General features: G+C 37.2%; 28 protein-coding genes. All 28 read right to left on the bottom strand.

Annotated elements, in window-relative coordinates; genetic code table 11:
• Nucleotides 1-7: 7 nt before the first annotated feature.
• The gene (locus BM163_RS01775) at nt 8-1,090 is read right to left on the bottom strand and encodes a protein-glutamate methylesterase/protein-glutamine glutaminase (protein WP_089799607.1); all 1,083 of its coding nucleotides are present in this window, start codon (nt 1,088-1,090) and stop codon (nt 8-10) included.
• A 6-nt stretch (nt 1,091-1,096) separates the two neighbouring features.
• Nucleotides 1,097-1,960, bottom strand: coding sequence for a MinD/ParA family protein (locus BM163_RS01770; RefSeq protein ID WP_089799605.1), 864 nt, complete (start codon nt 1,958-1,960; stop codon nt 1,097-1,099).
• Complete coding sequence (flhF, locus tag BM163_RS01765; protein WP_089799603.1) at nt 1,953-3,104, bottom strand: flagellar biosynthesis GTPase FlhF; 1,152 nt, start codon at nt 3,102-3,104, stop codon at nt 1,953-1,955. Before flhF ends, BM163_RS01770 begins: the two co-directional genes overlap by 8 nt.
• Nucleotides 3,101-5,137 carry a flagellar biosynthesis protein FlhA gene (gene flhA / locus BM163_RS01760; RefSeq protein ID WP_089799601.1) on the bottom strand — a complete coding sequence of 679 codons (2,037 nt, stop codon included), beginning with the start codon at nt 5,135-5,137 and terminating at the stop codon, nt 3,101-3,103. Before flhA ends, flhF begins: the two co-directional genes overlap by 4 nt.
• A 29-nt stretch (nt 5,138-5,166) precedes the next feature.
• The gene (gene flhB / locus BM163_RS01755; protein ID WP_089799599.1) at nt 5,167-6,255 is read right to left on the bottom strand and encodes a flagellar biosynthesis protein FlhB; all 1,089 of its coding nucleotides are present in this window, start codon (nt 6,253-6,255) and stop codon (nt 5,167-5,169) included.
• Nucleotides 6,256-6,259: 4 nt separating this feature from the next.
• Complete coding sequence (gene fliR / locus BM163_RS01750; protein WP_089799597.1) at nt 6,260-7,036, bottom strand: flagellar biosynthetic protein FliR; 777 nt, start codon at nt 7,034-7,036, stop codon at nt 6,260-6,262.
• Nucleotides 7,037-7,038: 2 nt separating this feature from the next.
• The gene (fliQ, locus tag BM163_RS01745) at nt 7,039-7,308 is read right to left on the bottom strand and encodes a flagellar biosynthesis protein FliQ (protein WP_089799595.1); all 270 of its coding nucleotides are present in this window, start codon (nt 7,306-7,308) and stop codon (nt 7,039-7,041) included.
• Between the two features lie 14 nt (nt 7,309-7,322).
• Nucleotides 7,323-7,991 (bottom strand): flagellar type III secretion system pore protein FliP, encoded by a 669-nt coding sequence (gene fliP, locus BM163_RS01740; protein WP_089799593.1) that lies wholly within the window; start codon nt 7,989-7,991, stop codon nt 7,323-7,325.
• Nucleotides 7,984-8,691 carry a flagellar biosynthetic protein FliO gene (locus BM163_RS01735; RefSeq protein ID WP_089799591.1) on the bottom strand — a complete coding sequence of 236 codons (708 nt, stop codon included), beginning with the start codon at nt 8,689-8,691 and terminating at the stop codon, nt 7,984-7,986. Before BM163_RS01735 ends, fliP begins: the two co-directional genes overlap by 8 nt.
• Before the next feature lie 4 nt (nt 8,692-8,695).
• Nucleotides 8,696-9,058, bottom strand: coding sequence for a response regulator (locus BM163_RS01730; protein WP_089799588.1), 363 nt, complete (start codon nt 9,056-9,058; stop codon nt 8,696-8,698).
• A gap of 31 nt (nt 9,059-9,089) precedes the next feature.
• The gene (gene fliY / locus BM163_RS01725) at nt 9,090-10,289 is read right to left on the bottom strand and encodes a flagellar motor switch phosphatase FliY (protein WP_089799586.1); all 1,200 of its coding nucleotides are present in this window, start codon (nt 10,287-10,289) and stop codon (nt 9,090-9,092) included.
• Nucleotides 10,279-11,280: a flagellar motor switch protein FliM gene (gene fliM, locus BM163_RS01720; protein ID WP_089799583.1), complete on the bottom strand. Its 1,002-nt coding sequence runs from the start codon at nt 11,278-11,280 to the stop codon at nt 10,279-10,281. The genes fliY and fliM overlap by 11 nt, the downstream gene beginning before the upstream one ends.
• Before the next feature lie 28 nt (nt 11,281-11,308).
• Entirely contained in the window at nt 11,309-11,725 is a 417-nt protein-coding gene (locus BM163_RS01715; RefSeq protein ID WP_089799581.1) for a flagellar basal body-associated FliL family protein, read from the bottom strand.
• The gene (locus tag BM163_RS01710) at nt 11,715-11,888 is read right to left on the bottom strand and encodes a flagellar FlbD family protein (RefSeq protein WP_371859471.1); all 174 of its coding nucleotides are present in this window, start codon (nt 11,886-11,888) and stop codon (nt 11,715-11,717) included. Before BM163_RS01710 ends, BM163_RS01715 begins: the two co-directional genes overlap by 11 nt.
• A 91-nt stretch (nt 11,889-11,979) precedes the next feature.
• Nucleotides 11,980-12,864 (bottom strand): flagellar basal body rod protein FlgG, encoded by an 885-nt coding sequence (gene flgG / locus BM163_RS01705; protein WP_089799577.1) that lies wholly within the window; start codon nt 12,862-12,864, stop codon nt 11,980-11,982.
• Between the two features lie 71 nt (nt 12,865-12,935).
• Nucleotides 12,936-13,307 carry a TIGR02530 family flagellar biosynthesis protein gene (locus BM163_RS01700; RefSeq protein WP_089799575.1) on the bottom strand — a complete coding sequence of 124 codons (372 nt, stop codon included), beginning with the start codon at nt 13,305-13,307 and terminating at the stop codon, nt 12,936-12,938.
• Between the two features lie 9 nt (nt 13,308-13,316).
• Nucleotides 13,317-13,766 (bottom strand): flagellar hook assembly protein FlgD, encoded by a 450-nt coding sequence (gene flgD, locus BM163_RS01695; RefSeq protein ID WP_089799573.1) that lies wholly within the window; start codon nt 13,764-13,766, stop codon nt 13,317-13,319.
• Nucleotides 13,763-15,019: a flagellar hook-length control protein FliK gene (locus BM163_RS01690; protein ID WP_089799571.1), complete on the bottom strand. Its 1,257-nt coding sequence runs from the start codon at nt 15,017-15,019 to the stop codon at nt 13,763-13,765. Before BM163_RS01690 ends, flgD begins: the two co-directional genes overlap by 4 nt.
• Nucleotides 15,020-15,050: 31 nt before the next feature.
• Complete coding sequence (locus BM163_RS01685) at nt 15,051-15,629, bottom strand: MotE family protein (RefSeq protein WP_170243612.1); 579 nt, start codon at nt 15,627-15,629, stop codon at nt 15,051-15,053.
• 4 nt (nt 15,630-15,633) lie between these two features.
• Nucleotides 15,634-16,080: a flagellar export protein FliJ gene (gene fliJ, locus BM163_RS01680; protein WP_089799567.1), complete on the bottom strand. Its 447-nt coding sequence runs from the start codon at nt 16,078-16,080 to the stop codon at nt 15,634-15,636.
• A 6-nt stretch (nt 16,081-16,086) separates the two neighbouring features.
• Nucleotides 16,087-17,394, bottom strand: coding sequence for a flagellar protein export ATPase FliI (fliI, locus tag BM163_RS01675; protein ID WP_089799565.1), 1,308 nt, complete (start codon nt 17,392-17,394; stop codon nt 16,087-16,089).
• On the bottom strand, nt 17,384-18,175 hold the full coding sequence (locus tag BM163_RS01670; protein ID WP_170243611.1) for a FliH/SctL family protein: 792 nt from the start codon (nt 18,173-18,175) through the stop codon (nt 17,384-17,386). Before BM163_RS01670 ends, fliI begins: the two co-directional genes overlap by 11 nt.
• Entirely contained in the window at nt 18,168-19,178 is a 1,011-nt protein-coding gene (gene fliG, locus BM163_RS01665) for a flagellar motor switch protein FliG (protein WP_089799560.1), read from the bottom strand. Before fliG ends, BM163_RS01670 begins: the two co-directional genes overlap by 8 nt.
• Before the next feature lie 11 nt (nt 19,179-19,189).
• Entirely contained in the window at nt 19,190-20,794 is a 1,605-nt protein-coding gene (gene fliF / locus BM163_RS01660; RefSeq protein ID WP_089799558.1) for a flagellar basal-body MS-ring/collar protein FliF, read from the bottom strand.
• A 34-nt stretch (nt 20,795-20,828) separates the two neighbouring features.
• Nucleotides 20,829-21,131, bottom strand: a complete 303-nt coding sequence (fliE, locus tag BM163_RS01655; RefSeq protein WP_089799556.1) for a flagellar hook-basal body complex protein FliE — start codon at nt 21,129-21,131, stop codon at nt 20,829-20,831.
• A 15-nt stretch (nt 21,132-21,146) separates the two neighbouring features.
• Nucleotides 21,147-21,602, bottom strand: a complete 456-nt coding sequence (gene flgC / locus BM163_RS01650) for a flagellar basal body rod protein FlgC (protein WP_089799554.1) — start codon at nt 21,600-21,602, stop codon at nt 21,147-21,149.
• A 2-nt stretch (nt 21,603-21,604) separates the two neighbouring features.
• Entirely contained in the window at nt 21,605-21,997 is a 393-nt protein-coding gene (gene flgB / locus BM163_RS01645; protein ID WP_089799552.1) for a flagellar basal body rod protein FlgB, read from the bottom strand.
• A 619-nt stretch (nt 21,998-22,616) separates the two neighbouring features.
• Nucleotides 22,617-23,402: a GTP-sensing pleiotropic transcriptional regulator CodY gene (gene codY, locus BM163_RS01640; protein WP_089799550.1), complete on the bottom strand. Its 786-nt coding sequence runs from the start codon at nt 23,400-23,402 to the stop codon at nt 22,617-22,619.
• Nucleotides 23,403-23,414 lie beyond the last annotated feature (12 nt).

Raw genomic sequence — 23,414 nt, 5'->3', positions numbered from 1 at the left:
CTCTCACTTAAACTAATTTAACAATACGCTCACTGATCAGCGTTAATGGCTCAACAAAATCTACTAGTTTTGTTTTCTCCGCTGCTTGAGGCATGCCATAGACGACACATGTTTCTTTTGATTCAGAAATGACTTGCGTAAATGGATGATGTTCTTTCATTCTTATCATGCCATTTGTTCCATCTGATCCCATTCCTGTCATAATGACACTCACAAATGACACGCCAGATAATTCAGCAAGAGATTCAAATAAGACATCGACAGCCGGTTGATGACCGTTGCGATTTTCTTCTTTAGATATCTTGATGTGGTAACCTTTACTAGACTGTTTCACCCGCATTTGGAAACCTCCAGGCGCAATATAACAGACCCCCGGGTGAAGCACATCACCATTAGCCGCTTCTTTTACTTTTACTTTTGATAGCTGATTAAGTCGATCAGCAAGTGATTTAGTAAAACCAGCTGGCATATGTTGCACAATAACAACGGGAGCACGAAGGTCTTCCGGTAATTGTGTAATTACTTGTTGTAAAGCTCTTGGTCCACCTGTAGATGTACCAATGGCAACAATCTTTTTAAACGGCAATGGTTTATCATCTAGTTTCACCTCGGAAATATTTTTACTCGAGGGTCTTGGCACCATCTTTTTAATAGGTAAGGCTGGCATGTCACGTTTGAGTGTTTTAACTTTAACTTCGGCAGCTTCTAGCACCTTACTTATTATTTCGTCCTCTATGTCTTGAATGTTTAGAGAAATAGACCCAGAAGGTTTTGGAATAAAATCTACAGCCCCGAATTCCATTGATTCTAAAGTCTTATCTGCACCTTCCCGCGTCAGACTAGACAACATGACGACAGGTCTTGGATCATGTTTCATAATTTCTTTTAATGCCTGGATACCATCCATAATCGGCATTTCAATATCTAATGTAATGACATCAGGTTGATGTAATTTAATTTTTTCAAGTGCATCTTGTCCATTACGCGCGGTATCTATTACGTGAATACGGGCATGGTCTTCTAGAATGTTAGAAATCATTTTTCTCATAAAGGCGGAATCATCAACAACAAGTACATTAACTTTTTTCATCGTGATCTACCTCTCTCTAATTAGCTTTTTTAATTTAGTTATAAAACTTCTTGGCTGTTTACTATTCACACAATCAACATCCGTTTCATTTAAATACGTGTCAATAAGTCGATGCAGCTCTTTAGCTACCTTGGACTTCGGCTCACTCATAATAAATGGTTGTTGTTTCGTTACAGATTTGGAAACAACTGCATCCAGCGGTAATTGACCGAGTGCGACACACTCTTTATTAAGAAACTGTAATACAACACGCTTCAACCGTTCAGTCGCAATTTCACCTTCTTTAGATGATGTTGCACGATTCATAATTAAATAAAAAGGAAGCTCATTATTGCGGTGGTAAACATGCTTAATCATTGCATAGGCATCCATCATTGCGGTAGGCTCAGGTGTTGTCACAACAAAACATTCATCAGCCGATAAAATATAGAAGAGACTCTCTTTCGTAGCCCCTGCACCCATGTCGAAAAAAATATAGTCATAGCGATTTAACACTTCATTGAATTGCATTAAGAAAAAATTAATTTTTTCTTCATTCATCTGAAAAAGATCTGTCAGTCCAGAACCAGCGGTAATATAAGAAAGTCCTGTTGTTGTTGTCTCAATGACCTTTTCAATAGGTAGGTGTTGATTAAACATATCCACAATGGAATATTGACTTTGTAGACCTAGTAAAATATCAATGTTCCCCATGCCGATGTCTAAGTCGAAAATCAACACTTTTTTACCGCGCTCAACTAAATCAAGGGCAAAATTTAATGTGATATTCGATTTGCCGACGCCACCTTTTCCACTAATTACCGCGATCGTTTTTGCTTCTTTTCCAGTGTCATTCATTTGTTTTCTTAGCTGATGTGCTTGATCATTCATGTTGCGTTGTCCTCATTATCTTTGATGCCATATACTCTGGAGTTGCTCGTGTAATATCATCAGGTACATCTTGACCAGTTGTTACAAAGCTCACCCCAATATTGGCTGTTTTTACTAAATCCAGTACGACACCTAGTGTGTCTGTCTCATCTGCTTTCGTTAAAATAAATCCTTTTAAAGGGATGTTATCGAACTGCTGATAAATACTTAAAACATCTTTTGGTTTTGCGGTTAACGTTAGGACCAGGTATGTTTCGATATCTTTTGATAAATCAACAATACGACCTAATTCGCGAATATATTTTTCATCTTTAAAATTACGACCCGCTGTATCAACAAATACACGGTCATAATCTTGAAACTTTAGTCGTGCCATTTGATAATCTTCCACCGTATAACAGACTTCAATCGGAATATCTAATATTTTAGCATATGTTTTGAGTTGTTCAATTGCAGCAATTCGATACGTATCAGTGGTGATTAATGCGACCGATTGTTTATCTTCCATCAGACTCTTAGCTGCTAATTTAGCAATTGTCGTCGTTTTGCCAACACCGGTCGGTCCAACTAAGTGAACAAATTTCGATTGAAAACTCATGACGCCGGAGGCGGTCTCATAAAAGACGTTTTCAATCCGTTCATATACGTCACTTTTTATTTCTTCGTAAACAACATCATGATCACCATTTTTGTTTAGTATTTCTTCAACGAGTTGCTTCGATGTTTCTTTCGATACATCTGCTTCAATAAGTTCATGATAAATCCTGTCATAACCAGCAGGGAAGTCACTTTTTTGTTCCGTTGAATCTTCCATCCATTTTCTTAGTGATCTCAGTTCCTCTAATACAAGTTGTTGTTCTTTCTCGGTCTTTGTTTCTTTCGCTATAAACGTCTTTAGCGCATGGTCGGATGTGTGTTTTGGTTGTATTGTCGCAACCGGTTTCGGTTGTTTTTTAATTTGCCTAGGTGTTGACTGTCGATCAACCGCTGCAACAACTTCGATATGTTTCTTTTTAAACAAACCCATAAAGCCACCGGATTCGATCGTTTTACTATTTAAAATTACCGCTTCTGGTCCTAAGTCTTTTCTTACCTGTTGCATTACCTCAGGCATTGTTTTTGCTTGATACTTTTTTAATTTCATATGATGTTCACCACCCCTGCACTCTGTACGTCTAAGTTTGGTTCTAATTCATTATACGATAAAACAATAATATGAGGGAAAAATCTGTCTAAGAGTTGCTTCATATACATACGAATAGTCGGTGAACATAAAATAATTGGGTGCTCTTCAAGAAGTGAAATCTTCTCTATTTGTTCTTTGACTGCATGGATAATTCGCTGCTGTTTTTCTGGGTCTAAGGCTAAATAGTTGCCATGTTCCGTTTGTTGAACATGCTCGGCTATTGTTTGTTCAACTTCCCCAGCGACTGTAATAACTTTAAGTTGATGTTTACCCATTGTATACTGCTTCGTAATTTGCGGTGCTAATGCTTGTCTTGCATATTCACCTAATAACTCTGTGTCATTGGTCATTTTACCGAAATCAGCAAGCGTTTCAAAAATGACCGGTAAATTACGAATAGATACTTGTTCACGTAATAACTTTCCTAATACTTTTTGTACATCGCCCACCGATAATACATCCGGTGTGACTTCTTCTACCAAGATAGGGTAAGATTCTTTTAAATGATCAATTAATTGTTTGGTTTCCTGACGACCAAGTAATTGATGTGCATGTTTTTTAATGACTTCTGTAATATGGGTTGCTACAACTGACGGCGGGTCAACAACGGTGTATCCATTAAGTTCGGCGTCATCTTTCATTTCTTCTGTAATCCACTTCGCAGGCAGGCCAAAAGCCGGCTCCGTTGTATCTACACCATCTAATTCATCACTATCTAAACCGCCTGTCATCGCAAGAAAATGATCCAGCAATAATTCGCCTGTTGCTACTTCATTACCCTTAATCTTTAGTTGGTATGCATTCGGTTGTAGCTGGATATTATCTCTTATTCTAACAACAGGGATAACTAGACCTAACTCAATCGCTAATTGACGTCTAATCATGACGATACGGTCCATTAAATCGCCACCTTGACTAGCATCGACTAACGGAATAAGTGCATAGCCAAACTCAAATTCAATCGGATCCATACTAATTAAATCAACGACATTTTCTTGCGAACGCATATCTTCAGTCGTTTCTTCTTCTTCGATTTCTGCTTCATTCACTGGCTCTACCTTTGATGGGCGCTCCAGTAAGAAACCTCCCCCTATCAAAATAAGGGCGACGATAGTTGTCAATACGAATTGAATCGGCGTAAACACACCTAGTAAAAAGATAGTAATACCAGCAACATATAGCAGTTTAGGGTATTGCAATAATTGCCCTGTAACATCTGTACTTAAATTACCTTCAGATACAGCACGTGTAACGATAATACCTGTCGCTGTTGAAATAAGTAACGCAGGTATTTGACTTACAAGTCCATCACCAACTGTAAGTTGCATATATGTGTTAAGTGCTTCATTAAAACTCATGCCTTGTTGGAGCATACCAATGATTAAACCAAAAATGATATTGATCATGACGATAATAATACCAGCTATCGCATCACCTTTAACGAATTTACTCGCACCATCCATAGCGCCATAAAAATCTGCTTCTCGCTCAATCTTTTCACGGCGTTGTTTGGCCTGTTGCTCATTAATCAGACCAGCGTTTAAATCAGCATCAATACTCATTTGCTTACCTGGCATTGCATCAAGCGTAAATCGCGCACCAACTTCTGATACACGTTCAGAACCTTTTGTAATGACAAGAAATTGAATAATAATTAAAATGACAAAGACGACAAAACCAACGAGGGGATTACCTCCAATAACGAATGTTCCAAATGTTTCAACCACATTACCCGCTGAACCTGTACCCAAGATAGATCGTGTCGTTGAAACATTAAGACCTAAACGAAAAAGGGTCAGTAATAGTAAGAGCGATGGTAAAATCGAGAACTCTAGTGGTTCTGATGTATTCATCGCAACTAAAATGACAATGAGGGAAAGTGTAATATTAATTAAGATTAAAATACTTAATATAATGTCTGGTAGTGGAATAATTAACATCACGATAATCGTGATGACAAATAACACAACGGTTAGATCTCTTGCTCGCATAACGGTATACTCTCCTTACCCTCAGAAAACTAAGCTTTTTTCTCTAATCGATACACATAAGCAAGTATTTCCGCAACCGCTTGATAGTAAGACTCATCAATATCTTGATTTATCTCAACATCACGGTATAAGGCACGTGCTAACGGTCGATTTTCAATAATCATCACCTGGTGGTGATCAGCAATTTCTCTTATTTTTAGTGCGACATAATCTACCCCTTTAGCCACAACATAAGGGGCTTGATGTAAGGGATTAGTTTCATCATACTTAATGGCGACAGCATAGTGTGTCGGGTTTGTTATAATAACATCGGCTTCAGGGACTTCACTCATCATGCGGCTCATAGCCATCTGACGCTGCCGCTCTTTAATTTTTGATTTAATTAGCGGATCCCCTTCTATATTTTTATATTCATCTTTAATGTCTTGTTTAGACATACGAATGTTTTTTTCATGATCATAACGCTGGTATATGTAATCCAATACACCAATGATAAATAAACTGATAGCACCTGCAATACCAATGAATATGGTCGTTTCACCAAAAAATGCGAGTGCACTATCTAAATCTTTAAACGCTAACATTAACACCTCATCTTTACGTGACCACAAGACGGTCACTGTAACGACTGCAACAAAACTAATTTTAAGTAATGATTTGACAAGTTCCACAATGGCCCGTGGAGAAACTAACTTTTTAAATCCTGAGATTGGGTTAATTTTATCTAGCTTAAATTGGAGTGGTTCGGTGGTAAATAAAAAACCGATTTGAGCCAAGTTACTCGCAATTGCACTAATAAAGGCAACACCTAATACAGGCGCAATAGTTAAGCCAATATACCCAAGGACCTCAACGATTATAAGTTGAATTGAATCAAACGTTAATCCCCACTGCGTGTATTCTGAAAAGACTTTTATGAATAAGTTAGTCAACCTCATGCGTAAAAACGGCCCAAGTAGCATAAGACTTAAGAAAATAAAAAATAAGGCAATAGCGGTATTGATATCCTGACTTTTGGCGACTTGACCTTTTTTTCTTGTATCTTCACGCTTTTTAGGTGTCGCTTTTTCTGTTTTCTCGCCAGAAAAGAATTGGAGATCTAATTGTAAATAGGTCATTTCCTCAACCTCCAAGCAGTCGCATGATAATTTGCATCATTTCAAGTAAGTATGCAAATAGACGTTTGACTAAGTCAATATACAACATCATAAACATACTAAGAACAAATAATGATACCCCGATTTTCAATGGTATACCAACGACAAAAACATTGAGTTGCGGGACCGTTCTTGCAATAATCCCCATTGTTACATCAACCAAAAATAATGTCCCTACAATGGGTATCGCCATTTGAAAAGCTATAAGGAAAAGGTGATTAAACATACTTACTGCTGTAATTAACAGTCGATCTTGTCCGAGGTTGATCAATTGCTCAACGGATATTAAATCAAAACTATAAATAGCCCCTTGAATTAATAAATGATGTCCATCTACTGCCAGCAAGAACATCAAAGCAAAGATATATAAGTATTGTCCAATAACCGGTCCTTGCGCTCCCGTTTGCGGGTCTATGACATTAGCAATCGCAAAGCCCATTTGAAAATCGATGAAATTTCCAGCTATTTGAATAACGGTCATAATAATGTTAGCTACAAAACCAATCAATAAACCAATAATGACTTCTTTAACTAACAATACGACAAAAAATAAATCTAAGTTAATATCAGGTATGTCTATCGTAAACATTATCATCACACTGATAAACCCAGCTAAACCGATTTTAAATGGCGTGGGTATGTTACGATAGGAGAAAATCGGTAAGGTGACAAAAAAACCAATAAACCGACCAAATACAAGTAGAAAGACAGTGACCCAGTTTAATTCAATAATTTCCAGCATATTTATCTAATGACCGTTGTTAGGTTTTGCAATATTTCTGTAGTGAATTGAACGACTTGGGTTAGCATCCAAGGACCAAATATAACCAAACCAAACATTACCGCAACAATTTTCGGTATAAAAGCCAATGTTTGTTCTTGAATTTGTGTTGTTGCTTGAAAAATACTTACGAGTAAACCAACGACCAATGCTAATAATAAAAGTGGACCTGACACCATTAGTACCGTTGTAATCCCTCGTTCAGCTAGTGAAATAACTAATTCCCCACTCATGTTTTCGCCTCTTTCTAATTAAAACTTGACAGTAACGCTTCAGAAATTAAATACCAACCATCTACTAAAACAAATAATAACACTTTAAAGGGTAACGAAATCATTACCGGGGGTAACATCATCATACCCATCGACATTAAAACACTCGCGACCGTCATATCAATGACAAGAAATGGTATAAATATCATAAAACCCATCGTAAAAGCCGTTTTCAATTCACTAATAGCGAAGGCTGGCACGAGTGCAGTTAGAGGAATATCTTCGATTGTCTCGATTTCAGGGGCCTCTACATATGATAAAAATAACGCAAGATCTCTTTCACGTGTATGGTTAGCCATAAAATATTTAATCGGCGTACTTGCTAATTCATAGGCTTCTTCAATATTGATTTCTTCATCTAATAGCGGTGTTAGCGCCTGTTCATTAATTTCTGAGAACGTTGGCGCCATGATGAAAAACGTCATGAATAAAGCGAGTCCAACTAATAATTGATTCGGCGGCATTTGTTGCGTTGCTAGAGATGTTCTCGTAAAAGATAAAACTATGACAATTCGAGTAAAGCTTGTCATTAAAATTAATATCCCTGGCGCCAAAGAAAAGACCGTTAATAGTAGTAATAACTGAATTGAGGTAGTAACATTCTCAGGATCGGTTGAACTAAATATATCAATAAACTCATTCATCTTGATCATGCCCCTCAATGTTTCGTCTTATCTTTGATTGCTTTTTTTTCATTTGATCTAGCTCACCCTTAAATAAACTTGCGAATGATGCATCTGACGATTTTTGTTGATCTGTGTTCGTCGTTTTATCCGTATTACTAGTTTTTTGTTGTCCCCATACTTGAGTCACCTTTGATAATAGATCAGACGAAGGTGCTTGCCTATTGTTTATAATTTGCTCAATGAGAGCCTCGTCTTTTACTTCTGTCAATAAATCAACATTGTCACCGACGCCGAGTAAGTAGACCGTGTTACCAACTTTAACTAATTGGACCGATTTATTTAAACCGACAGATATACCCCCGAGGTTTTCTAATTGAGAGAGTTGACCTTGTTTGGCGGTGTATTTATTCATAAATTTTAATAACACATAAATTAACACAATGACAAGTACTAACGCTAAAATAAATCGCAAGACAAGATTAAATAAACTGATATTACTAGAATCGTTTTGAAATAGTGCTGGTGCATCTATATTAGCTTCGTCTTCGTCTTCGGTACTATCTAGTATATTTTGTGCTGGTGTATCCTCAGGCACTTCATTATTTATGGGGGGTTGTTCATAAGCATCTAGGACAGAACCATTATCATCTTCAGCAAAGATTTGTATTGGTCCCAAATATAATGCGATGAACATGCATAGAAAAATCAATCGTTTCATAATTTTATCCTAGCGCTTTATTTATAGCCTCTAACACACGGTCTGCTTGAAATGGCTTTACAATAAAGTCTTTTGCCCCTGCTTGAATAGCATCAATAACCATAGCCTGTTGTCCCATAGCTGAACACATAATGACCGTTGCGTTAGGATTGTGGGCTTTGATTTCTTTTAACGCTTGAATACCATCTTTTTCAGGCATTGTAATGTCCATTGTTACTAAATCCGGTGTCAATTCGGCATACTTTTCTACAGCGACTTGACCATTCTCTGCTTCACCTACAACATCAAATCCATTTTTAGATAAGATATCTTTGATCATCATTCTCATAAAAGCTGCATCGTCTACGATTAATACTCTATTTGCCATATTAATTTCCTCCTAAATAACGTCTCAGTTATTATCTTAATTTTTTAAGTCGATCACTTTGACTAATGATTTCTGTCACTCTGACACCAAAGTTCTCATCGATTACAACAACTTCACCTTGGGCAATTAATTTATTATTGACATGGATATCTACAGGTTCACCTGCTAATTTATCTAATTCCAAAATGGAACCTGTTGAAAGTTCTAAAATATCTTTTACAGCGCGCTTCGTACGTCCCAACTCAACGGTTACTTGTAATGGGATATCTAACAGCATATCTAAGTTACGTTTTTCTTGTTCTGGTAACTGAATAGGTTCAAATGATTGGAAGCTCGCCTGTTCAATATTTTGTTGATGAGACATCGGCTCACCCATACTCTTAGGCTGTCGTTGCTCGGTCTGTTGATAACTCACCTGAGGTGCTTGTGTATATGACGGTTGGGTATTGACTGGATGAACTTGTTGCTCGATCACTGGCTGTGACATTGTCTGTTGCTGAGTAGCTGGTTCAGCTTGTTTAGGCTGTTCTGCTGGTCCATTTAACAATTCATCTACCATTGCTTTCGCAAAAGTGGTTGGCAAGAGTTGCATGATTTTCGAATCAATCAATGTCCCGATTTTTAATTGGAAAGAAACTTTTACTAGAAACTCATCTGTAGGAATGTGCTTATCAGTTTCTTCTGTCCCAACTTCCAACATAACCGTTTGCGGTGGTGAGATGTCAATGCGCTTAGAAAACATGGTAGACATACTTGTTGCCGCAGTGCCCATCATTTGATTCATCGCTTCTTGCACCGCACTCATGTGGATTTCACTTAATTCACCTTGATCATTTGAACCATCTCCACCGAGCATCAAATCCGCAATAATTGCAGCATCTGATGATTTTAAGACAAAGAGGTTCTCACCTTCAAAACCCTCTGTATATTCAACCTCAACACCAACATGTGGGTGCGGAAACTCTTTTTCAAGTTGATTACGGCGTACAATTGAAATCTCGGGTGTTGTGATGTCTACTTTTTGGTTTAAAAGTGTGGCAAGTGTGGTTGCTGAACTACCAAAAGAAATGTTCCCTATCTCGCCAAGTGCATCACGTTCAATCTCCGAGAGAATACCGGACGTATCTTCGTTATCCGTTATATTATTTTGTTCTTCAATCTCTTCTTCATCTGACGTTCCGTTAAGTAGCGCATCAATTTCATCTTGTGATAACATTCCATCACTCATCATCGGAAGACCCTCCTTTAATTTCATCAATTACCTGCACAGCCACGTTATTTTTCTGACTTCCAGGTTGAACATAAAACAATGGTTCCTCACTTGATTTCATTATTAAAGGCTCTTCTATTGATTGATTTAACTTTAATACATCGCCCTTACTCAATTCAAGCAAATTTTCAACCGTAATACGTGTTTCACCTAACACAACACTTAGTTCAAGTTCCGTTGATGAAATATTTTTAGTTAATTTTTCATACTCTCCTGGTTTTCTTTCTTTTTGAGCTTCATTTTGCATCCAGTAATGCACTGATAGTCTTGGAATGATAGGCTCTAACACCACATGAGGAATACAAATGTTGATCATTCCACTCGTTTCACCAATTGTCGTATTTAGCGAGACGACGATGACTGTCTCGTTTGGAGAGACAAGTTGTAAAAATTGTGGATTGACTTCAAACTCTTCCAGCATTGGATCAATTTCTATCACGCTAGACCAAGCTTCTTGCAAATTGTCTAACGATTTTTCAAATAGATTCGACATAATAGTTGACTCTATTTCTGTTAGGTTCTCTATTTTATTTAGACTTGTTCCTCGCCCACCTAAAATACGATCTAACATGGCATAGGCAACATTTGGATTAATCTCAAAAATGATACGACCATTAAGTGGTTCCATACTAAAGATGTTTAATACTGTCATCGTTGGGATGGATCGAATAAACTCTTCATAAGGTATCTGGTCAACCGAAGCGACCGAGATATGAACATAATTCCGTAATTGAGCTGAAAAATAGGTTGTCAGCATGCGCGCATAATTTTCATGGATACGCGACAAGCTACGCACTTGATCTTTTGAAAACCTTAAAGCACGTTTAAAATCGTAACTGCGTATTTTCTTTTCTTTTTCTTCTTCTTTTAATTGATTGGCATCCATCTCACCAGAAGATAGCGCAGAAAGTAATGCATCTATCTCATTTTGGGATAAAACCTCATCTGCCATAAACTCACCTCCGATTCGGAGTCTTAAACTACTGAACGATCTTACTAATTAGATAGATGTCCGTAATTTCCCCTTCTTGCATTAACGTGTTCATTTCATCTTTTAATTGGTTTTCAAAACCTGTTAAGTCATTTTGTAGCATACTTGAATCCATTTCAACCGTTTGTTTGATTAAAATATTTCTAAATTGGAACATCCGTTTTTCAACTTCTTCTTTCGCATCAGCACTATCTGTGATCATATTGAACTGAAGTTGAGCGTAACGTTTATCACTTAAGTCAATATTAATTGACTCCGTCGTATAAGAAAACTTAATTTGCTCATCAATAGTAAGCGCTCGGTTAGGGTCATCTTGATTCCACAGAATGTAAATAATAGCAGCCATACCAAGAATAGAAATAACGACAAGACCGATAATGATATTTTTAAATAGTTTATTTGCCACTTTCTTCACCTACCTGTTGATGCCAAGGTAACATCCCTATTTTTTCATAAAACCTTTGCGACAACTTACTTACTTCTTTTTCTGTTTCTTTAACAAAATATTTTTTACCATTCACAAGTGTAATTGTCGTATCAGGTAATGATTCAACCTTTTCAATATACATTGCATTTAGTGTAAATGTATCACCTTTAAAATTAGTAAGAGTAATCATAGTTTAAGTGGGGAGTAAGTCTTTTAAGACTTACTCCATCCTCCTATCGTTTAAGATTAACAAGTTCTTGTAAGATTTCATCCGATGTCGTGATAATACGTGTATTCGCTTGGAAACCACGTTGTGCCGTAATCATATCCGTAAACTCTTCGGCTAAATCCACATTCGACATTTCTAGAGCACCAGAAACGATGGAAGCCGTACCATCAGATTCAGGTACAATTAAATCAGGAAGGCCAGCAACATCATTGCTCATCATACCATCATTAACGGATGCACGGAACATATTACCACCAATCTTTTCTAGACCTCCTGGATTAGAAAATTTAGCTAGGCGAATTTGACCTGCTACTTGTGTTTGACCATTTGGGTCAATGTAGTTGACCGTTCCGTTTCCTTGAATACTAAAACTCGCAGCATTTTCAGGTATGCGAATAAGTCCAGCATTACCGGCTGCGTTATTATCTCCAACTAAATATTGTCCGTTGGCATTAACAATATAACCGTTCGAATCTAAGTACATATTACCCGCCCTAGAATATTCTAAATTAACGGCACCCAAGTCAATCGGATGATTCAAAACAGTAGGATCCGTAGGTGCATTCACACCATTAGCAAAAATAAACATCCCATCACCCTCAAGTGCCATATCAAGAACCCTGTTCGTCGTTTGTCTGTTACCTTGTGTGTGTATATTATCTATTGAACCAAGTTGTGAACCGAGACCAACTTGAATAGCATTAATCCCACCCCTTATGTTTGTTGGTTCAGATGCGCCTGAGGTTGTTTGACTCATCATATCTTGAAACGTTGTTCGTGATTTTTTATATCCTACTGTATTAACGTTGGCGATATTATTTCCGACAACATCTAGCTGTGTTTGAAAACCCTTCATACCTGCAATACCTGAGTACATTGATCTTAACATGTGATATCCTCCTTCTTATAGCTATATCAGTCAGTCAATAGCTACAGATGCCTCCCATACTGGGTCCAGCATTAATCAATAATGATTGTTCCATTTATATTTGTGAAAATTTTCTCTGATGCTTCTTGTCGATCCATCATTGTAATCACGGTTTGATTTTTTGCACTTACAACAAGAGCAGCTTCATTGGTTAAAACAAGCGAATCTGTTATACCTTTTTGTTTTGCTTTTTCCACTTGTGTTGCAATAGACTGCCATTTTTCTTGATTTAGTACAATGTTTCGTTCAACCATACGTTCTTGCGCATGTTTGGTTAGCGTGAGTACAGACTTTTTTTGTTGCAAAACAGATTGAAATGTTTGACTCGGTTTTAATGGTTCTTTAATTTGCCTCGTTGAAGGCAACATAGCCTGTTTTGGTAGTGGATTAATATCAATCCCCATAACACCCTCCTATTCTGATAGACCTGGTGTTGAGACGCGTAAAATTTCATCGGTGTAAATTTTTTGATTATTATCAAGTTCAATAACAGCGAAGCCTTCTCTTTCCGATATGGCCTTAACTTGAGCTGTAACGACCTCTTTTGGCTCAACAATCTCTCCAGTCTTTTCATCGATTTTATAATAACTTACTTCTTTCCCAATCATATGGCTATACTGTATAACCGGTGATACTAATTGGTTGTTCACTAATTGTTGGATAGAGCTATTCATATTCATCATTTGTTCAAGTGATGAGAAAGTCGTCATCTGGGAGATGAATTCTTTATCATCCATAGGATTTAGTGGATCCTGATTTTTTATTTGAGCCATGAGTAGCTTTAAAAACTCTTCTTTACCTAATTCACTGCTTGGTGTTCTTTTTGGTTGATTACTTAAATAATAAGAAGGATCTATTTTCATATTGACACCTCTTCCTGATAAAGTAAGTCACTAAACCTTATGTCAGTATCTTCTTCATCTTCACTCCTACTTTTTGAATCGCGATGTGACGGTTCATGTTGCTCTTGTTCTTGATAATTGGGTAAGTCCGAAGGACTAACCGTCGTGACGTGTTCTTCTTGTTCAATCAATACTTGATGAGGTGAGAACATGTGTCGTAATTCACGGATATTTGATTCTAAAGCTTCTTTAGCCCCTGCAGATGAAGCAATTAATTTAACATAAATCTCTCCATCAATTTCTGACATTTCTACAGTAATTTGACCAAGGTTGTGGGGATTAAGTTGTAACGTCAACTGTTGATGACCTAACATCCCTTTACCTACATGCATTTTTGCTAATACTTGTTCAAATTGTTGTAATAACTCCTCATTAAACGTCTGTTGATGCGTTAATGCAGTTTGACTTAATTGAAGCGTTAACTGCTCAAGCGGTGCAGCGTCTTTAGACACAGCGAAAGACTCCGCAAAGGTTTGAGGTGCTTTTGGCGTCTGACGACTTAACGCTTGTTGTAGCCATTTACTTAAATCCTCAGGCGTTACTTTACTATGCGTGCTATATCCTTTTTCAGACATAATTGTTTTTAATTCGAATTTAGTAAGCAATGTTTTTACTAATTGCTCTTCTTCACTCGTTAATTTTTTTGAAAGTAAGGCATTTTTCATATCTTGAGGCAAAGATGAAAGTTTATCTAACAACTGCATCCAGTCTTTATTAGTCAACTGCTCAAGATCTGTTTCTCCAAGTAATGATGAGATTTCAAGAAGCACAAGTTGTAATGATTGCCAACTACCATAATGCCCTAGATTCATTAAGTCTAAATCATCAGTAGAAAGATCAAATTCCTCAAGAAGGGCTGCTAGCTCCGAACTTACTTCTTCTGGTAAAACATTTTGCATTAAGTCATCTGTTGATTTTGGTAATGTGAGTAAAAGACCTAAAACATCTTGAATTAGTCGCTCGTCATTTAGTGGTAACAGTGTGATTACTTCACTCATTTCCCCTAAATCACCAGAAACGAGTTGGCGAATCGACGCGTTTTGTTGATGTGACGTGACCTTTAAGACATTTGTTGAATCACTAGGTTGAGATTGATTCAATAACTGCTTAAATGTTTGATTATCCTTCACGGACGTCTGATTTTGCTGATGTTGTACTTTTGGTGGAGTCGTTGCCAATGGCATCTGTTTAAAAAACATATCAATCGTATTCACTTTTTCACCTCCCTTCAATAATCTGTCATTGCTAATTATTAACTAATAGCTCTGTTAATTCTGCAGCTTTGAGTGGTTCCATATTCGCAAGAATCTCGCTTCGATTGTCTGAAGGTAAAGCTTTTAGAATATCTACAGCGATTTCCGTTGTTGTTTCGGTAAGAATACCCGCCGCATTTTTAGGACGCATCTCGGTGTATGTTTTAACGATATCTTCTAACTGGTTTGTCTGTTCTGTTTGATCAATAATTTGAGACTGATATTCAGCTAGTTGATTATTTAAATCAACAATTTTTTGTTCTAATGCCTCAATTTCACTGTCTTTTTCTGTAGCTTCTGACATGAGTCGATTTAACTCAGATTGATAATCTCCAACTTGGGCTAAATAATCAGCTTCCATTCTTTCAAATCTAATATCATCATCTGTAGTGATGAGTCTGTTAACACCCGGTAAACGATTTAAAAAAGCTGTCGTGTTTTTTACTGGCTCCATACCTAAAAGAGAGAGCACTATGTAAATAATCGTCACAGATAGGATGAGCGGTATCATGGCTAAAACCAAATAACTTAACCAACTTCTTTTTGACTGTTCTTTTTGTTTCTTCGCCATAATTTCACCGTTCCCCATGATTAAAATATTGTCGTATTGAAGCCTCATCAAGCATTTTGTTTTCATTCTCTTTTTCTTTGTTTTTAATAACTTCCCATTTTCGGTCAATAATTTTTTCGAACTTCTTCACTTCAACATGCTGATCTGTCAGCTCGGATCGTTTATTTTCCATAATGACACGTTTTTCGCTCACATTTGCTTCTACATGTAATATACGTTGTTTTAATTGCTGTAAGTACGTATGATGTGTCATAAGTGTTGTGACAGAACCAGATGAGTGCAGTGTCTGTTGGTATTTTTCTTCTATTGTTTCTTTTTGTTTTAGCAGTTGATATAATTCCTCAGCAACTGTTTCAAATGCTGACACGGCGGACTTATATTCAAGTTGCGCCTCATTTTTTAAATTCTCTTGGTGTGTAAGAATCTTTTCAAACGCATGAACGTTTGTCATGTGATATTACCCCCCATATAGTAAGGATTCTATCTGACTCATAGCTGTCTCTCGAGTGCAGTCTTCTTCGATACCTTGTTTTAAAAACGAAATAATTTTCGGGTGTAAGGCAATGGCTCTGTCGACTTGCGGGTTTGAACCGCGTTTATACGCACCGATTTGAATGAGCTCATAATTTTCTTCGTAGCTTGATAAATAAGCCCTTAGTTCATTAGCTAATTTTTGTTCTTTTTCTGTTGTAATTTGCGGCATCACCCGACTAATCGATTTAAGTACATTCAGTGCCGGAAATTGACCTCTTTCTGCTAATTTACGGTCAAGGACAAAGTGGCCATCTAAAATGCCCCGTGTCGTATCAGCGATTGGATCATTTAAATCATCACCATCAACAAGAACAGTATAAAAAGCGGTAATCGTTCCCAAGTCACTCGTACCTGTACGTTCTAATAACTTTGGCAAAACGGCAAAGACTGAAGGTGGATAACCTTTAGTTGTTGGTGGTTCTCCAGTAGCCAAGCCTACTTCTCGTTGAGCCATTGCCACACGCGTCACAGAATCCATCATTAAGTTGACATTTAAACCACGATCTCTAAAATATTCAGCTATTGCTGTTGCTGTATAAGCACCTTTTATACGCATTAATGCTGGTTGATCTGATGTAGCTACAACAACAATCGATTTACTTAATCCTTCAGAACCAAGATCTTTTTCAATAAATTCTCGCACTTCTCGTCCTCGCTCACCGATTAAAGCAATAACGTTAAGGTCCGCTTCACTATTTCTTGCAATCATTCCGAGTAACGTACTCTTTCCAACCCCACTACCAGCAAAAATACCGACACGCTGACCTTTTCCAACTGTTAATAGCGTATCAATGGTTTTTACGCCAATTTCAATTGGTTCTAAGATTCTTGGGCGTTTTAGGGGATTAGGCGGTGATTGTTCCGTGTTTATTGCGACAAGACCATGTGGTAACATCGTATCATCGAGTGGTTGACCAAGGGCATTCACAACTTTCCCAACTAAACGTTGTCCGACTTTTACTGACAATGGTTGGCGGGTCGCTTCTACTAAACTTCCTGGCCCGACATCATTTATTTCAGTGTAGGGCATCAATACTACAACATCATCATTAAAACCGACAACTTCTGCCATGATTTTATCCCGTTGTGATGTATGAATATAACAAACTTCCCCCATTTTTACATTAGGACCCGTAGATTCAATCATTAATCCGACCACGCGTTTAATTTTCCCAAAGTGTGAGTATGTTTCTGTATGCTCTAGTGATTGAATCAGTTGATTAATGTCCACGGTTCATTTCCTCCATCGTATCAGATAGGGTTTGGTGGATTTTTTCAAGCTGACGGTCCACACTAATATCAAGTTGGCCTGATGGCGTTTCAATCACACAACCGCCAGTAGACAATGAATCATCTGGCAATACAGATAACATGACACCCTCGTTTAGTACGCGGGCGAGTTCATCTGTCTGAGAATGGATCAATTCAAAATCCGTAACACTCGTTCTAATACGTATAATCGTTTGGTTGTGGTATGTTTTTATCGCTTCTTTTACAATTGGCAACATAGCGTCCTTTGTCAAAACAGCATCAAATACGACTTTTTTCGCAACAGCCATAGATAATTCAACTATTTCTTGATTTGCTTGTTCAATGATTAGTTCTCGCTCTTTTTCTGCTTGATGGATAATGTCATTGGCCAGATTAATACGTTCTTTAAAGTCAACTTGCGCTTGATTTTCTCCAGCGATATACCCTTCTTGAAAACCTTTTTGTTGCGCAGCTTCTTCTAACAACTCTCTTTCAGAAATCCACGTTGTTTTAGCTTGCTCAATATCTTCATCTGCACGCTTTCGGTTCAATTCAATCGTGTCTTTTGTCGTTTTTAATTCGGTTTTCAGGTAAGCAAGTTCATCTAATAATTGTTTTTTTCGTTCCAATAACTGATCAACTTCAGATAAAGCATCGTTTTGCTCTAATTGGCTTTCATCTGCTATTTTTTTTTCAGCTACTTTAAATTGAATCGGTTTTAACTTAATTTCACGTGGTTTTAGTGGTTTAAAATCAGACAATGATATCATCTCCTCCACCACGTGCAATAACAATTTCACCTACTTCTTCTAATCGGCGAATTGATGCCACGATACGTGTTTGAGCTTCTTCAACATCCTTAAGCCTAACTGGTCCCATAAACTCCATTTCTTCCTTGAATGTTTCAGCCATTCTTGATGACATATTACTGAAAACAATATCTTGTACTTCTTCACTGGCAACTTTTAAGGCCAGACGCAAGTCATCATTCTCAACTTCTCGAATGACTCGTTGAATCGCACGATTATCAAGTGTCACAATATCTTCAAAGACAAACATCCGTTTCTTGATTTCTTCTGCAAGCTCTGGGTCTTGTATCTCAAGCGCATCGAGAATCGTTCGCTCAGTAGAGCGATCCACACCGTTTAATACTTCCACGACGGCCTGGATGCCTCCTGTTTGTGTATAATCTTGAGTGACTGTCGACGAGAGTTTTTGTTCTAAAATCCGCTCTACTTCATAGATAATTTCAGGAGATGTTGAATCCATTAAAGCAATACGTCTAGCAATATCTGCTTGCATCTCTTGAGGCAATTCAGACAAAATTTGTCCTGCTTGTTCGTTGTCTAAATAAGATAATACAAGCGCAATCGTTTGCGGGTGTTCCCCTTGAATAAAGTTTAAAATTTGACTCGGATCGGTTTTTCTAGCAAAATCAAATGGTTTGACTTGTAAAGATGACGTCAAGCGATTAATAACCGCCTGAGCTTGTTCAGCCCCTATAGCTTTTTCAAGGACTGTTTTTGCATAAGCAATACCACCTTGGGCTATGTAGTCTTGCGCTAGAGCAATCTGATGAAATTGTTCTAGCACATTCTCTTTTTGATTCGCATCTACTTTTTTAACACCCGAAATTTCAAGTGTTAGTTTCTCAATCTCTTCCTCGGTTAAATGTTTATAAATTTGAGCAGAGACATCTGGCCCGAGTGAGATTAAGAGAATTGCTGCTTTTTGTCTACCCGTTAATTCTTGTTGTTTCGCCATATCATGTCCTCCTACTCTTCAGAAATCCAACTACGTAATAATTTTGCAAAGTCATCTGGCTTTTCTGTCGCCATTTTTGCTAATTGTTTACGTTTAATGGAACTTTCTGTATCTTCCGGTTCTTCAATGTCTGGTATTTCTGCCGTTCTTACTTCTTCAGTCAATATCATTTCTTCTTCTGTTAGTTCGTTTTCTTTCGATCTTCTCACTAACAACACGACAATAACTGCGATAAGCGCCAATAAGACGACACCAATCGCCACATAAGCCCAGATAGGCAAATTAAAGCCTCCTTGGTCTGTGTCTCTTGAGATTCCATTAAAGGTTTGGAATACGATAGAAGATTTATCCGCAGGATTAAACTCAGCAACATTACCATCAATTGAGGTGGAAATAATTGAATCGAGGATAGATTGAATGCTAGCCTCTACTTGTAGCTGTTCTTCCGGTGTGAGTATTTCAATATTACCTTCTTCATCAAATGTTGTCTTTGTGTTATCAACGGCTACTTGAATGCCTAAATCTCTTAAACGATAAGGACTTTCACTAATTTCTCGTTGGATACGATTAAATTCATAATTAATGGTGTCTTGTTCTAATTCATATTCCCCGATACCACCTTCTGCGACAGGATAATTCGTTACATCCTCTTCACCTGTACCAGCCGCAGCATCCATGGCCCCTTCACCAGCATATGATTCACGGATCGTCTCTAAACTGATCGGAATCCCTTCCATCGTTTCTTCATTAACGGGTTCTACAAGTTGTTCCACTCGATTTTCTTGTGTGAAGTCTAAATCAGCCGTAACGGTCGCAATAACTTTATCCGGACCGAGCATGACCGATAACATTTGTTGCACACGTTGTTGCAAATCACGTTCTATTTCTTTTTTTATCGCTTGCTGTTGAGCAAAGAGATCCGATGCTGAATGCATATTTTCATTATCTAGTTGGTAATAATTAAAGTATTGATCCATAATGACGATATTATCAGTAGTAAGTTTCGGCACTGCTTTTTCTACGAGGTGATAAAGTGCTCTTACTTGATCGTTATTAAATTGATGTCCTGGTTCGAGGATTAAATTGATTGCAACGGATGTCGAATCAGTTTGTTCAGTGATAAAAACGGATTCTTCTGGCAAATTAATCATGACATTTGCCTGGTTTATTCCCGAGAAACCTGATAATAAATTACCTAATTCCGATTGCATTGCGTCAAGCTTAATCATGCCAAACTCGTTATCTGTCACACCCCACGAAGTATTAGCACTAAAAAAACCATAATCAATTTGACCAGAATCAGGGATTCCTTGAGCTGCTAATTCAACTAATAATCCCTCAGCTTGTCCTTCTGGGACATAAATGGTCGTTCCACCATTTCGCACTTCATGCTGAATACCACGAGTATCAAGTTCAACTTTCACTTGCCCTGCCTCTTCAGCCGACAATCCTGAGTACAGTTGTACCATAGGTGTCCTAGAAAAAAAGATTGTACCGCCAATTACTATAATTAAAAACAAAAGTGCTGATATACTTATCAAGCTTTTTTGCTTCGTTGATCGTTGACGCCAGAAGGTTTGGATTTCTTGTATTTGTTGTAATAATTTCTCTTTCATTCTGCGCCTCCATACCAATAAAATCACATATTTTCTATAATTGCATACGCATCATTTCGTTATATGCGTTGACTGCTTTGCTTTGAATCTCTACAGCTAAATTTAGGCCAACAGATGCCTTTTGAGCCGCAATCATCACATCATGTAAATCATCAATCTGGCCATTGACCAATTGATCTGTCTTGAGTTGCGAGTCTACTTGAAGTTGATTCACTTCGTTTAACGCATCGGTTAAGACATTTTTAAACGATGTTGATGCTTGTTTAGTTTCATTTAAACTATGTGTGTTTATCGTTGGAGCGCTTAAAGGTTGAATGAAATTTGCTTGAATACTCATCATATTCCTCCTCTACTACTTCCCGATTTCAAGTGCTTTCATCAGCATACCTTTTGTCGCATTAAAGGCTGTCACATTCGCCTCATATGAGCGGGTAGCACTCATTAAGTCTACCATTTCTTGCAAAGGGTCAACATTAGGCATTTGTACATAACCTGCTTCATCCGCATCTGGATGATTTGGATTATAAATTGTAACAAATGGTGCATCATCCTCTGTAATACTCGCAACTTTAACTCCATCTAATGCAGCTGATCCTTTATTTCTGATTTTAGAAAACTGATGTTTAAAGTTGGATGAATCTGAGGCTAAATTGACAATTTTACGTCGATAAGGTTCGAACTCACCATCCGCATTGATACGAGCACGGGTAGAGTCAGCGTTCGCAATATTGGCTGATACAGTATCCATTCTTAAACGTTGCGCTGTTAGCGCTGAGCTGCTTAGATTCATTCCATTAAATACTGACATGATTAGCTTCCTCCTCTAATAACCGACTGCAAACTATTAAACTGCCCATTCATTCGATCAATCAGAGCATTATAATATATTTGATTCGTGGCTAAATTAGACATCTCTTTATCGACATCAACATTGTTTCCATTATGGTTATAAGCTGTTGTCTGATTTGTTCTTACTTTAAAAGCTGTCGTCTTATCATTAAAATCATAATGTTTTTCGTGTGAGCGTTTCGTTTCGAATCCCTTGTTTAATTTATCATCTAAAACTGCCTTAAACTCTACTTCTCTCGCTTTATAATTAGCTGTGTCAACGTTTGCTATATTATTAGCAATCGTTTTATTATTTAATGCTGCATAATCTAACCCGTGTTGTAGCGAGTCGAATGTCCGACTAAAAAAAGTCATCTTAGTCCTCTCCTTATGTAAGGTTTTCAATAGTCAATCACTAGTCATTGTAGATGAATTCCTTATAAAAGTCTATGTTTGATAAGGCTTTCAATATATGGACGTAAACCGCATTTTTACCTAGGCCACATATGTTTTTTAAGTCAATATGACCATTGATTTATCAGATTATTCACATCTTACTTTAATTGAATTCTCATTACACATTAATGTTCCATAAATTAGGTTGAAACAAGTAAAAAAATGGATTTCGACATTCCATATAACTGTATCCAATTCCTTAATTTTGAAACTAATTTTACCCAAACTTAACATATAGGTCTATTATATCATTTTACTTGTTTTGTACCAGCTTTTTTCTTTAAAACGACAATTTTTCCGAACAAAAGTTAAAATACCTACTAATTTTTAACTGATGTTTCCGCTAGTTCATATATATGTAAGATTTAATACGCCTCATAAGTTCATTGCCCTACACCTTTTGTACGAACACTTTAAATGACTATTCTGCTCTTTTCTGTTATAGAGCCTGCATTATATTAGAACACCAAATATTATACAATTAAAAAAGACACTAACCTAAACGATTAATGTCTTTTCATATATGATTCTTTTCGAATTAATTTGACGATGATTTTAATTTATGCAATTCAACTAAGAATTTATCATTTAAAACTTTAATGTATGTCCCTTTCATTCCTAAAGAACGCGACTCGATTACACCAGCACTTTCTAACTTACGCAAAGCATTAACTATAACAGATCGCGTAATACCTACACGGTCGGCGATTTTACTTGCAACGAGCAACCCTTCTTTACCATCAAGCTCAGCAAAGATGTGCTCAATCGCTTCTAATTCGCTGTAAGAAAGTGAACTAATTGCCATTTGAACAACCGCTTTTGAACGAGCTTCTTGCTCGATCTCTTCTGATTTCTCATGTAAGATTTCCATACCTACAACAGTCGCACCATACTCTGCCAACAATAAATCATCATTGTTAAAATCTGTGTTTAAACGACTCAATATGAGCGTTCCTAGACGATCACCACCACCAATAATAGGTACAATCGTCGTTAAGCCACCGGCAAATAAATCTTTATTTTCAATCGGAAACGCCGTGTAAGGACTATTAATATCCATGTTTGATGTTGTTTCTTTAATATTAAATAAACTTTCGGTGTATTCCAATGGGAATTGACGTTCTTCAAGCATCGCTTTCATGCGTGGATTTTCAATTTGTTGATTGATAGAAAATCCTAATAACTTCCCTTTACGACTTACCACAAAAATGTTGGCACTCATTATTTCTTGAAGTGTTGATGCCACATCATTAAAATTAACAGACTTCCCTGTTTGGCCTTGTAAGATTGAATTTATTTTTCGTGCACGTTGTAATAATTCCATAGTTATCCTCCA

The sequence above is a fragment of the Halolactibacillus alkaliphilus genome (assembly GCF_900115465.1).
Classification (GTDB): Bacteria; Bacillota; Bacilli; order Bacillales; family Amphibacillaceae; genus Halolactibacillus; species Halolactibacillus alkaliphilus.
The sequence above is the reverse complement of the archived record's forward strand: the minus strand, read 5'-3'. Positions and strand labels throughout refer to the sequence as shown.